At 63.5% G+C, this 13141-nt stretch carries 8 protein-coding genes and 1 pseudogene; 5 read left to right on the top strand and 4 right to left on the bottom strand.

From position 1 onward, the window contains the following. Positions 1 to 84: 84 nt before the first annotated feature. Entirely contained in the window at positions 85 to 2247 is a 2163-nt protein-coding gene (locus WDS16_RS00310; RefSeq protein WP_338889641.1) for a S9 family peptidase, read from the bottom strand. Next, positions 2244 to 3128, bottom strand: coding sequence for a phosphoribosylaminoimidazolesuccinocarboxamide synthase (locus tag WDS16_RS00305; protein ID WP_338889639.1), 885 nt, complete (start codon positions 3126 to 3128; stop codon positions 2244 to 2246). The genes WDS16_RS00310 and WDS16_RS00305 overlap by 4 nt, the downstream gene beginning before the upstream one ends. A gap of 63 nt (positions 3129 to 3191) precedes the next feature. Here WDS16_RS00305 and WDS16_RS00300 point away from each other — a divergent pair, with 63 nt between their 5' ends. After that, positions 3192 to 4688 carry an MDR family MFS transporter gene (locus WDS16_RS00300; protein ID WP_338889637.1) on the top strand — a complete coding sequence of 499 codons (1497 nt, stop codon included), beginning with the start codon at positions 3192 to 3194 and terminating at the stop codon, positions 4686 to 4688. 10 nt (positions 4689 to 4698) lie between these two features. Here WDS16_RS00300 and WDS16_RS00295 read toward each other — a convergent pair. Further along, positions 4699 to 5626, bottom strand: a pseudogene (locus tag WDS16_RS00295) (IS5 family transposase). A gap of 130 nt (positions 5627 to 5756) precedes the next feature. Continuing rightward, a complete protein-coding gene (locus WDS16_RS00290) occupies positions 5757 to 6644 on the bottom strand; it encodes a siderophore-interacting protein (protein ID WP_338889635.1) in 888 nt (295 codons plus the stop codon). 453 nt (positions 6645 to 7097) lie between these two features. On the opposite strand from WDS16_RS00290, the gene WDS16_RS00285 reads away from it, so the two are divergent. The 4 genes from WDS16_RS00285 to WDS16_RS00270 are packed head-to-tail and all read left to right on the top strand — an operon-like array spanning position 7098 to position 13106. After that, on the top strand, positions 7098 to 8831 hold the full coding sequence (locus WDS16_RS00285) for an ABC transporter ATP-binding protein (RefSeq protein WP_338889633.1): 1734 nt from the start codon (positions 7098 to 7100) through the stop codon (positions 8829 to 8831). After that, positions 8828 to 10597 (top strand): ABC transporter ATP-binding protein, encoded by a 1770-nt coding sequence (locus tag WDS16_RS00280; protein ID WP_338889632.1) that lies wholly within the window; start codon positions 8828 to 8830, stop codon positions 10595 to 10597. Before WDS16_RS00285 ends, WDS16_RS00280 begins: the two co-directional genes overlap by 4 nt. A 60-nt stretch (positions 10598 to 10657) precedes the next feature. Beyond that, positions 10658 to 11479 carry a sugar phosphate isomerase/epimerase gene (locus WDS16_RS00275; protein WP_338889631.1) on the top strand — a complete coding sequence of 274 codons (822 nt, stop codon included), beginning with the start codon at positions 10658 to 10660 and terminating at the stop codon, positions 11477 to 11479. Positions 11480 to 11495: 16 nt separating this feature from the next. Further along, positions 11496 to 13106 (top strand): (2,3-dihydroxybenzoyl)adenylate synthase, encoded by a 1611-nt coding sequence (locus WDS16_RS00270; RefSeq protein ID WP_338889630.1) that lies wholly within the window; start codon positions 11496 to 11498, stop codon positions 13104 to 13106. The last annotated feature ends 35 nt before the right edge of the window (positions 13107 to 13141 follow it).

The following is a 13141-nucleotide window of genomic DNA, read 5'->3' as shown; positions in this document are numbered from 1 at the left end:
GGTCGCTCCGCTCCAGTGGCATGGTTAAGCGCGCTTGGGTGCACTTAACCATGCCACTGGGCGGGACGCCCTGACCTCTAGGCTTTACGCAGCGCCGGTCTGCTGCACGATCCAGGCGTACTCGAAGGCTGCTTCCTTCCACTTCTCGTACCGCCCACTGACACCGCCGTGCCCGGCACTCATCTCGGTCTTCAGCAGCAGCTCGGAGTCACCCGTCTTCGTTGCTCGCAGTGCTGCAACCCATTTGGCGGGCTCGACGTACAAAACGCGAGTGTCGTTGATGGAGGTGATCGCCAGAATGGACGGGTAGTCCTTGGCCTCGACGTTTTCGTAAGGGCTGTACGACTTCATGTACTTGTACACCTCCCTGTCCGCCAACGGATTACCCCACTCGTCCCACTCGATGACGGTGAGCGGCAGCGACGGATCGAGGATCGAGGTCAGCGGGTCGACGAACGGTACGTTCGCGAGGATGCCGTTGAACAGCTCGGGTGCCAGGTTGGCCACGGCGCCCATCAGCAGTCCGCCTGCACTGCCACCGTCGGCGACCAGATGTTTCGGTGACGTGCGACCCGTATCGATCAGGTGCTGTGCCGCTGCGACGAAGTCGGTGAAGGTGTTCTTCTTCGTCAGCGTCTTGCCGTTCTCGTACCAGTGCCGCCCCATTTCGCCGCCCCCACGAACATGCGCGACGACGAAGACGATCCCGCGGTCCAGCAGCGAGAGCCGCGCCACGGAGAACCCAGGATCCATCGACGCCTCGTAGGACCCGTAGCCGTACAGCAGCGTCGGAGCAGGCCCCTGCGGAACGTCCTTGCGCACTACGATCGACAGCGGAATCCGCGTACCGTCCGATGCCACAGCCCAATCACGATGTTGTACATAGTTGTTCGCGTCGAAGTCACCCAGAATGGGCTGCGACTTGCGGAGCAACAACTCACCGGTCGACAGGTCGTAGTCGTAGACCTGCCCCGGCGTGATGAACGAGGTGTACACCATGCGTAGCAATGGCTGCTTCCACTCCGGGTTCGACCCTGTCCCGACAGCGAACAGTTCTTCCTCGAACTCGAGCTCGCGATACTCGCCGTAGCCGTCGGCTCCGAGCGGCCAGATCGCCAATCGCGTCAGCGCCTCCCGACGGTAGTTGAGCACGAGGTGATCGGCGAATGCGTCGACATCCTCGAGGCGGACATCGTCGCGATGCGGAATCAGGATGGTCTGATTCGACGGGTCGTCGACAGGTGCGTCGGCGAGCAAGAAATTCTCGGCCTTCTCCCCCTCTGTTCCCCAGCCGTTGACGGATCCGTTGTGCTGGATCAGAAATCGATCCTCGCCCTTGACGACCGCGTGTTCGACGCTGTACTCGACACCGGCAACCCGAGGGAGTACGACGCGGAACTCGCCTTCGGGGTTCTCGGATTCGAGGACGAGGCACTCGGAGGTGATCTTCGAGCCGACCCAGATCATCAGGTACTTCTCGCTACGGGTCGACCCGAATCCGACCCAGTAGCTCTCGTCGGGCTCGTGGAAGACCTTGACGTCGTCCGAGGACGGCGTGCCGAGCCTGTGCCGCCACACGGTGTCCGGGCGCCAGGATTCGTCGACGGTCTGGTAGAAGACGTGCCCGTGGTCTATCGACCACGTCGCGCCGGTAGAGACCTTCTCGATCTCGTCGGGGAGCATCTCTCCGGTCCGAAGATCCTTGAAACGCAGCGTGTACCGCTCATCGCCCTCGGTATCGGTGGAGTACGCCAGCAGGTTGCCGTCCTGACTGATGGAGAATGCGCCGAGCGAGAAGAAGCTGTGCCCCTCGGCTTCGAGGTTCGAATCGAGCAGAATCTGCTCGTTCGGCACTTTGGCAGGAGCGGAGCCTGCGGAGTGACCATCGGAGGCGGGACCGGAGAGGTCGGGCGGCGTCCAGTCGTCGGGCGAGGCAACAGGGCAACGGCATTGCAGGCCATAGGACTTGCCCTCGATGGTCCGCGAGTAGTACCACCAGTCACCCATTCTTGTCGGAACGGACAGGTCCGTTTCCTGGGTACGTGACTTGATCTCGTCGAATATCTTTCCGCGAAGTTCCTCGAGGCCGGCAGTCTGCTGCTCGGTGTATGCGTTCTCCGCCTCGAGGTGGGCGATGACCTCTGGGTCTTCCTTCGCACGCAACCACTCGTAGTTGTCGACGAACGTGTCGCCGTGGTGCGTCCGCTCGAGCGGTACCTTCTTGGCAATGGGTGGAGTTACTGTCATGGCTTGACCCAATCGTCGAAGTTGAGGCCCGAAATACGTTCGTATGCCTCGATGTACCGTGCTCTGGTTGCAGCGACGACTTCGTCCGGAAGCGCGGGCGGAGGGACGTCACTTCGTCGGTCCCACCCCGATTCCCCCGTCAGCCAGTCGCGGACGTACTGCTTGTCGAAACTAGGTTGCGTTCGACCCGCTTCGTATCCATCGGCGGGCCAGTAGCGCGAGGAGTCGGGAGTGAGAACCTCGTCGGCGAGCACGAGATTGCCATCGGAGTCCCGGCCGAACTCGAACTTCGTGTCTGCCAATATGATTCCGCGGTCCAGCGCGAAGTTCGCAGCGCGAACGTAGATTTCGAGTGTGTCCTCACGGAGCTTGAATGCGAGCTCCTCGCCGACCTTGTCGACGACGGCCGCGTAGTTCACGTTCTCGTCATGCTCACCGAGTGCAGCTTTCGCGGCGGGGGTAAAGATCGGTTCGTCGAGTTTGCTCGACTCGACGAGACCGTCCGGCAACGCGACGCCGCACACCGCTCCGGTCCGCTGGTAGTCGGCCAGTCCCGAACCCGTGAGATAGCCGCGGGCGACGCATTCGATCGGCACCATCTGCAGCCGCTTCACCACGAGAGCCCGACCGAGCAACTCCTGCGGGATTCGTTCGTCGAGGGGGTCGCCGGCGAGATGATTCACACCGCCGAGTTGGTCGAAGAAGAACACGCTCATCGCCGTCAGGACGCGTCCCTTGTCGGGTATCGGCGTATCGAGAACGTGGTCGTAGGCGGAGATGCGATCGCTCGCGACGAGCAATAGATGGTCGTCGTCGACGATGTACAGATCGCGAACCTTGCCGCCGGCCAGATGCTGGTAGCTACTGAGAGTTGGGCGCACGCGGTCAACCATATCCGGGCCTGGTTTCGCGCACTGTCGGTGACAGGAGAACAATGGTTGGTGATGGCAACGAAACAAGAGGTAGCAGGAGTCGGCTTCAGGTCTGAACGCGGACCCGTACTCATCGCCCTGATGCTCAGCACGTCCCTCGTCGCGCTGGATTCCACGATCATCGCGACGGCAGTGTTGACGATCGTCGGCGATCTCGGTGGATTCAGTCAGTTCCCGTGGTTGTTCTCGATCTACTTGCTGGCACAGGCTGTGTCGGTACCGCTCTACGGCAAGCTCGCCGACCTCTTCGGGCGCAAGAAAATCATGTTGTGGGGAATCGGAGTGTTCCTGCTCGGCTCGATTCTGTGCGGCCTGGCGTGGAGCATGCCTGCGCTGATCGTGTTCCGCGCCATCCAGGGACTGGGCGCTGGAGCCGTCCAACCGATGGCGATTACCATCGCAGGCGATATCTACACGTTGCAAGAGCGCGCGAAGGCTCAGGGCTACCTCGCGAGCGTGTGGGCGATGTCTTCGGTGCTCGGACCGGCCCTCGGCGGATTCTTCTCGGAGTTCTTGTCATGGCGATGGATCTTCTTCGTCAACATTCCGCTGTGCGCGCTCGCAGCATGGATGCTGATCAGGCGGTTCCACGAAGAACCGGTCAGCGGCCCAAGACCCAAGATCGACTACCTCGGTGCCGGCTTGTTGACCGTCGGCGCTACTGCAGTGCTGCTCGGCCTGCTCGAAGGCGGACAGTCCTGGGCCTGGGGGTCTGGCATATCAGTCGGGATATTCGCCGCCGGCATCGTCTCGCTTGCTCTGTTCACGTGGCAACAGACCCGTGCCGAAGAGCCCATCCTGCCGCTGTGGGTGTTCACGCGACGCGTCCTCGTCGTCAGTAGCCTGATTTCGCTGCTCGTCGGCGCGATCGTGCTCGGTCTGACGTCGTACGTTCCGACGTTCGTCCAAGGTGTTCTCGGCACGGGAGCCATCGTGGCGGGCTTCGCGCTGGCGACCCTGACGCTCGGGTGGCCGATCGCCGCGTCACTGTCGGGGAAGTTCTACCTCCGATTCGGCTTCCGGGCGACGGCCTTGACCGGCGGCTCCATCGCGGTTTTCGGAACCGGCCTCGGCGTTCTCATCGGCGCCGGCTCGCAGATCTGGATGGTCGCGGCCGTCTGCTTCGTCGTCGGACTCGGCATGGGGCTCATCGCCAGCCCGACGCTCATCGCAGCGCAATCCAGCGTCGAGTGGGACGAGCGAGGTGTCGCAACCTCGACCAACATGTTCGCCCGATCGATCGGCAGCGCAGTTGGCGTCGCGATCTTCGGGGCGATCGTCAACTCACGGGTCTCCGGGGATCCGGAGCCCGAACAGCTGTCCGACGCCATTCATCTGGTCTTCATCGGAGTGGCTGCCGCCGCAGTGCTCATGCTTCTTGCCGCGATGCTCATGCCGGGCCGCGGTTCCGGCCCATCGTCACCCGACTCCGCCTCAGCACCCTCGAACGGCTCCGCCACAGCACCCTCGAACGGCTCCGCCACAGCACCCTCGGACGGCTCCGCCTAGAGCGTGTCTCTTAAATTGGGTCCGTTTTCGTTTTCATCGCCGGGCGGTGGTTGTGGTTGCGGGAGTGCAGAACTGCCGCGCACAGGACAACGCCCCCGAGGAATGTCATGGCGTACTTGTCATATCGAGTGGCCACACCACGCCACTGTTTGAGCCGCCCGAAGCCACGCTCGACGGTGTTGCGGTGCTTGTACATCGTCGGATCGAAACCCGGTGGACGACCACCGGCGGACCCCTTGTCGGCCCGTCGCTGCTTCTGGTCGCTGCGCTCGGGAATGGTGTGTTTGATCTTGCGGCGACGCAGTTCGGTGCGGGTACTGGGATGGGTGTACGCCTTGTCGGCGAGCAATCGGTAGTCCTGGTCCCCACCGGCAGCTCGGTGGGCATCGAGCAACGGCACCAACTGTGGATTGTCCCCGGCTTGCCCACCGGTCAGCAGCATCGTCACCGGCGAGCACGTCAGGTCGGTCAGTGCATGGATCTTCGTGGTGAATCCTCCGCGAGATCGACCCAGCGCGTGGTCAGCGGGTTCGTCGACGGATTTCTTGTAATTCGACAAGGCCCCCTGTGAGAGTGTCGGCTCGCGCACCGGCCGCATGCTGATGCGCCCGGACGCTGGTCGAGTCGATCGAGAGCACCGCCCCGATATCGCCGTCGAGTTCTTCCGGGTCGAGACCGAACACCTCGGCCACCGCGGCAAGCATCTCGTCGTAGGTGCCATCGAAGGACCATCGGTGGTGGCGTTTCCACACCGTCTGCCACGGACCGAAGTCCTCCGGCAGATCTCGCCACGGACACCCGGTACGGAATCGGTATGCGATGCCCTCCAGAATTCGCCGGTGCTCGGCGAACCGCCGCCCACGTTTTCCCACGTCGGTGGGTATCACTGGCTCGACGATCTCCCAGAACTCGTCACTGATCACTCCCACGCGCGTCATCGAAATATCATCGCTGACAGCACCTCTCAAATTTGGGAGACACGCTCTAAGTGGCACGGTTGAGTGCACCAGAGGAACCCTAAACGTGCCACTGGCGGCGGAGCCGCCAGTGATCCACAGCCCTACAGCCTTACAGGCCTACACGCTCGAGCATGGCGTCGAATTCTTCGCTCGCTTCGGCTTGACTGCGGCCCGCTTCGAGTGCGCCGTTGTACACGGCGAGGGCCTCTTCTTGGTACTTCTCGTACTTCTTGAGCCACTGCTCGGAGTTGACTCGCCAGTAGCCGATGATCTCGAACTGCCTTACGGGATAACCGAGTTCCTTGCGAAAGTACTTGCGCACCGTACGCGAGGATGCTGCTTCTCCGGCGAACCAGATGTATCCCTCACCATCAGGAAGCGTGTACTGGCGGACTGCGTCCTCGAGCACGCTCGCGCAATCACCGTTGCCCGAACCGATTTTCCAGTCGTACGTGACGTCACCTGCAGTCTCGAACTGCTGGATGTCCCCGCGCTCGAGTACCTCGACGATCGCGTGCGCCTTGGCGCCCGCTGAAAGTTCCTCGACGATGCGGCCGAGCGCGGGCAAGCCCGTCATGTCGGCAACGAGCAGCTGCCACTCCACAGAATCAGGAATGTTGTACCAAGATCGAGGACGGGTCCACAGAACAACCTGTCCCACCGAGGCATTCAACGCCCACGTGGCCGCTACTCCCCCCTCGTGCGCGACGAAGTCGATGACGAGAAGACCTGCATCGGAGTCGAATCGACGCACCGTGTAGTTGCGACCCGCCGGGACAGGATCGACGTCGTGATACCACCACGCCCCGTCGATCTCGGTCATGGCCGGTGGTCGGTCCTCGCCTTCGCGCGCGAAGAAAATCGTGATGCACTCGTCGGGAGCCCCGATCGAGGTGTATTGCGCTACTTCGTCACCACCGAACGTGACCCTCACCATGTGTGTGGTCAATTGCTCGACGCCCACCACCTCGGCGAAGTAGAAACCTCTGTCAGTCATGTTCGTCCCATCCAAGCGTCCACCGCGTACCTATCGGGTGATCGCCACAAGCCATTCGTCAGCGTAAATCTCTCGTGAGCCAGGCTAGCCTAACTTCCCTCGGGGCTGGAGGTCCGGCATAGGCGAACGAGACCTCGGACCGGTGAGTCACTCGACCGGGAAGCCGTGCGCAGTCGGTCCGCAATGCCCAAGATGAATTAGGTAAGACTATGGTGTGTGTCGGTTGCCATCAGTATGCGCGTTTCGGACACCAGAAGGACAGGTAGGAGACATGGCGAAGCTGCGACGCGAGGAGCAGATCCAGGGACTGAGCTTCGGGAGGACACGCGCCTCGAGTCCAAGAACGTCCCTCGCACCCCCGGCTTACTGCAGCAGACCGCGCTTGCGCACGCGATCAATCACCGGAACCCCGACCGTCTGTCCCCTCCCACCGAAGCATGAGCCTGCCTACATATGACATCCGCCTGGAATCCGCCCAAGCACATACCCGTTTTCTTCGACATCCCGGACACGCCGCCCCAGCGCCGAATCAGAATCTACGACGGCATGTCGCCGCTGCGCCTGGCGGCGTCGATCATCCGATCGGCCGGCTGGCATGCGGCACTCGGGTGCCTGCTCCTGGTGCTGTACAACACCGCGATGACGCTCGTGCCGCTGGCATTGGGTGCTGCGATCGACCGCGGCATCGGGCCGGTCACCACGGGCACCCCTGCCGGTGAGGCCGTCGGTGGGTTCCTGCAGTGGCTCGCCGTCCTCGCAGGCCTCTACGTGGCCATCAACCTGACGTACCGCTTCGGCGGGCGCATCGGTTGGTTCGCTGTACAGCGTGCGAAGTACGAGCTGTCGTCGCGAGTGATCGAGCGCATCCTCGACGCACGCGGAACCGCCGGCGGACCCCAGCTTCCAGGTCGGCTGCTGTCGGTGGCAACCTCCGACAGCGACCGGGCCAGCAGCGCACTCTATTTCGCGGTGTACCCACTCGGCAACATCGTCGCTGTGGTCGTCGCGGCTGTGTCGCTGTTCGCGATCCACCCGATGCTCGGCCTGACCGTCATCCTCGGGTCGCCATTGCTGTTGGCACTCATGGCCGTTGTCGCACGTCCACTGCAGAAACGCGCGGAAGAGGAACAGGAAGGCATCGCGGACGCCGCAGGTATCGCCGCCGACCTGGTGTCCGGGTACCGAGTGATCTCGGGCATCCACGCTCAGCGCGCCGCCGCGAACCATTACCGAGGCGTGTCCCGATCCGCCCTGCGTGGCACTCTCGCGGCCAACAAGGCAGAGGGCGCGGTCATCGGCATCAACAATGCTCTCACCAGTCTGTTCGCGGGCGTGGTGACCGTCATCGCCGCGGCGCTCGCATTCAACGGCTCCATCTCGATCGGTGGTCTGATCGCCGCTGCCGCCATGGCACAGGTGCTACTCGACCCGCTGAGAAGTCTCATCGAAGACGCCGCAACGCTGGGTGCGATGGTGTTGTCGTCAGCCAAGCGTGTTCTCGATCAACTCCACATCGGCCCCGATCCGGAGGCACTCGGAACCCATCGGATCCCGGCGTCTCCGACGCTCAGCATCCACTCGCCCCAGATGACCGACCCGATCGACGTCGGCCCCGGCGAATTTCTCGTGATCGACCCGTCCGCGATCGACGCCGACGGGCTTGTCACCGCGATGACCTTGACCTCGCGCGGCGAGCAAGACAAGAGCCCGAACATCACACTCGACGGACGGCCCCTGCGAGAACATGACCCTGCCGAGGTCCGCCGCCACATACTCGTCGCACCCCATCAGCCGGATCTCCTCGAACCGACGTTGTTCGCCAATGTGGCATCCTTGGAGGCAGTTCCAGGGTCGGACGAGCACGCCCGAGCCCGCGACGCCCTACAGACCGCCCGCTGTGACAGCCTCGAGCACGAACTCCCCGACGGCTACGACACCCATATCGGCGACGGCGGCAGAACCCTGTCCGGTGGCCAACGACAACGCGTGGCACTCGCCCGCGCACTACATCGCCGGCCGCCGGTACTCGTCCTGCACGATCCGACGAATTCCGTGGACTCGGCCACCGAGAACGACATCGCCATCAGAGTGCGTTCGGCGCGAGAAGGATTCACCACGATCGTCATCACATCCTCGCCCGCCTTCCACGCAGTGTCCACGAACAGCATCGCAGGAGAACTTTCGTGAGCGATTCCGAACTGCAGCGCCTCCCCGTCGCCGACTGGCGCGAGATGCGCAACGAGATAACAGAACTCGCAGAGGGAAAGAAGGCGAGGATCGCGGGGATCCTCCTGCTGCTGCTGATCTCGGCGGCCACGACGCTCGTCCTCCCACTGACCATCGGATGGATCGTCGACACGGTGACCGCCAGCGGCGCGTCGGAAGTTCCCGCGGTGTTCTGGTGGCAGTTGACTGCATTGGTCGCGGCTGCCCTCATCGGCGGCGTCGTCGAGTTCTTCGGCATGGTCGCGCTCGGGCGCGTCATCGACACGATGGTCGCGGACCTGCGTGAGAAGTTCATGTCGGCGACACTGGATCTGCCGGAGACCGAAGTGGAACGAGTGGGTGTCGGAGACATCGTGACTCGCGCCGCATCCGACACGCGCAACGTGTCCGAAGATCTCCCTTCGATCCTGCCGACATTGTCGGCAGCGATCTTCACGATCGTGCTGACCGTCATCGGGGCCGCGGCCATCGACTGGCGCTTCGGCATCGCTTTCTTGCTTGCCACGCCGTTGTACGTGCGGGCATTGAAGTGGTATCTCCCTGCGGTGCCGCCGGTGTACGGAGCACTGCGCTCGGCAGACAGCACCCGCGGCGAACGTGTACTCACCACACTCACGGCGCTTCCCACTGTTACCGCATTTCAGACCGGCCAGGCGCGTGTCGACGAAATTCAGAGCGCCACATGGGGTGTGGCACGTTGGGAGGTGCGCGCTCGAATCATGCAGAACCGTTTCTTCGGCCGCATCAACCTCGCCGAGGCCGTCTGTCTGCTTCTTATCGTCGGATGTGGGTTCGTCCTCGCTGCACGCTATGGCACCTCGCTGGGTTCGATCACGGCCGCGTCGCTATTGTTCCTGCAGGTCACCGGACCGATCTCGATGCTGATGTTCGTCATGGACGATTTGCAGTCCGCCGCAGCATCTCTCGCACGGGTCGTGGGTGTCACGAAGAACTACGCTCCCCCGGCGGCCGTGCCGGCTTCAGCAGTCGGGCAGGACGGCCCCGTCGTCGAAGTTCGTGATGCATCCTTCTCCTACCTGCCGGAGCACCCAGTGCTGAACGGCATCGATCTGACTCTCCACGCCGGGGAGCACCTCGCCATCGTCGGCACGAGCGGTTCGGGCAAGACAACGCTCGCCCGCCTGATTGCCGGGGTGCGCGAGCCGGGCAGTGGAACCATCGACGCATCGGTGCACCGATCACAGATCGCGTACCTGAATCAGGAGGGACGGGTTTTCTCGGCAACTCTGCGCGAGAATCTTGCGTTAGCCGCGACGGACGCTTCGGACGAGTCACTCACGCACGCACTGTCACTCGTCGGCGGAGATTCCCTTCTCGCGTCGCTCCCAGATGGCCTCGACACCGAACTCGGCGAGGAAGGCCACCGCATCACCGCAGCGGACGTTCAGCTGCTCGCGCTGGCCAGGCTGGTCCTGCACGACCCCGTAGTCGCGATCCTGGACGAGGCCACGGCAGAAGCAGACTCGCGCAACTCGGCTCTGCTCGACGAGGCGACGGCGAAGGCGCTGGAGGGCCGGTCGGCGATCGTCATCGCGCATCGACTCTCGCAGGCCCGCGCGTGCGACCGCATCGTCGTCCTCGAAAACGGGTCGATCGTCGAGGAAGGCACACACGAGGAGTTGCTCGACGCCGCGGGCCGCTACGCCGAGCTGTGGACCGTGTACAGCGCCGACATACATCACCGAAATCAGGTAAGGCTAGGTTAAGCTGAACAAGGTTAGGCTATCTGACGTCAGGCCTCGCCGGACCTATGCCGAGGAGCACCTGTGAAGACCTGCATCGCCACCGTGTCGCTCGGCGGAACCCTCGCCGACAAACTCGACGGCATCGCCGCGGCAGGCTTCGACGGCGTCGAAATCCTCGACGCGGACCTCGCCGCATCACCACTGACGGACGCCGAAGTCGCCCAACGCTGCAACGATCTCGGCTTGACGGTCGATCTCTACCAACCCTTCCGGCGCGCCGAGGGCGTCACCGGCACCGAATTCACCCAAGTCCTCGAACGCTTCCACCGCGAATGCGACACCATGGAAGCTCTGGGGGCCGACGCCATCCTCGTCGTCTCCAACACCGACGCCGACGCCATAGACGATCGGGACCTCACCGCATCACAGTTGCACGCACTCGGCGCCGCCGCAGCCGAACACGGCGCCACCGTCATGTTCGAAGCCCTCGCCTGGGGCACCCACATCAACCGAGTCGCCGACGTCGAAGACGCGCTCACACGCGCCGACCACCCTTCACTGTCCCTCGTCGTCGACACCTTCCACCTCTACGCCGTCGGCGACGACATCACGGACGTGCAAGCCCTCGTTCCCCGCAGCATCGGGTTCGTCCAAGTAGCCGACGCTCCCTGGATGGATCTCGAACTGATCCAGTGGAGTCGGAACCACCGCTGCTTCCCCGGCGACGGCGACTTCGACGTCTTCGCCCCCGTCGCCGCACTCCTCCAATCCGGCTACACCGGACCACTGTCGCTGGAAATCTTCAACCCCGGTTACCGCGAACGCCCTGCGGCCGAAGTCGCCGCACACGGAGCGGAATCCCTCAGCGACTTGATCAACCGACTCGAATACACGACCACCTGAACCACGGAAGGTACAGATGACTGCGTCCACGCACGCCCTCGCACCCCTCGTCCTGGACGGAGTCGTCCCGTATCCGCCGGAGTTCGCGCAGAAATACCGCGAGAACGGCATCTGGCTCGACCAGACGTTCACCGAGTTCCTGTTCGCCTCGATCGAGCAGCACTCGGAGGATACTGCACTGATCTTCGGTGACACCCGAATCACATACGGCCAACTGGGCGAACGGATTCTGACGCTCGCGGCCGGGTTCGAGCGGCTCGGGATCCGGCGGGGCGACCGCGTCGTGGTCCACCTACCGAACATTCCCGACTACGTGGCGCTGGTGTTCGCGCTCTACGAGATCGGCGCAGTACCCGTCCTCACCCCGATTGCGCTGCGCCTGCACGAAATCGGCTACATCGTCGAAGAGTCCGCGGCCCGCGGGTACATCACCACCGCCGCACACGACGGGAACGATCTCGCGGCTCTCGCAGCCGAGCTGAAGTCGTCGTCGTCCACGCTCGAACACACGATCATCGTCGGTTCCGGTGGACTCGAGCCGCTTCTTGCACAGGGCACACTGGAACACCGACGGCGATCCCTGCCGTCGGATGTGGCGTTCCTGGCACTGTCCGGCGGCACGACCGATCGCCCGAAGCTCGTTCCGCACACCCACGAGACCTACCTCGCGTCCGTCCGAGCCGCAGCGGCGATGACCGACATCACCTCCGACACCGTGCAACTCGTCGTACTGCCGATGTCGCACAGCTTCGCGATGCGTTCCCCGGGATACCTCTCCACCCTCGCGGCCGGCGGCACCGTCGTCATGGCCCCCAACGGCAGCCCCGACGTCGCCTTCCCTCTCATCGCCGAGCACGGCGTCACCATCGTCGCGCTGGTCCCCCCGCTTGCACTCGCCTGGCTGAACTCGTCGCTGAAACTGCAACACGACCTGTCCACGCTCGCCGTCATGCAGGTCGGCGGCGCCAAGTTCAGCCCCGACTCGGCCCGTCGCGTCCGGCCGGAGCTCGGCGCAACCGTCCAACAGTCCTTCGGCATGGCCGAAGGACTGCACACCTTCACCCGACTCGATGCGAGCGAGGACATCATCACCACCCGCCAGGGCCGGCCGACCACCGACGCCGACGAGATCCGCGTCGTCGACGCTCACGACGTGGACGTCGAAATCGGCAGCGCCGGTGACCTTCTGACCAGAGGGCCCTCCACAATTCGTGGCTACTACAACGCCCCCCAGCACCAGCATGTCTTCACCGAGGACGGGTTCTACCGAACCGGCGACATCGTCGTCCAGGACGCGGACGGCTACCTGACGGTCACCGGACGATCCAAGGACCAGATCAACCGCGGCGGTGAAAAAGTCGCACCCGCCGAGGTCGAGGATCTGCTATTGGCACACGAATCGGTCCACGAAGCATCGGTACAAGGCATTCCCGACGCCGTCCTCGGCGAACGGGTGAAGGCCTTCCTGCTGCCGCGCGCGGGTGTAGATCCGAAAACGCTGTCGCTACCCAAGGTTCGCCAGTTCCTGAAGGGCAAAGGTCTCGCCGCCTACAAGCTGCCCGATGTGGTCGAACTGGTCACCGAGTTCGAGCGGACAGCTGTCGGCAAGATCAGTAAGCGAAAGTAAAAAGACTGCGCTGCAACGAGTGTGGGCTCGGATCT

Source organism: Rhodococcus sovatensis (genome assembly GCF_037327425.1).
GTDB classification, from domain to species: domain Bacteria; phylum Actinomycetota; class Actinomycetes; order Mycobacteriales; family Mycobacteriaceae; genus Rhodococcoides; species Rhodococcoides sovatense.
This window is presented reverse-complemented; position numbering and strand designations above follow the sequence as displayed.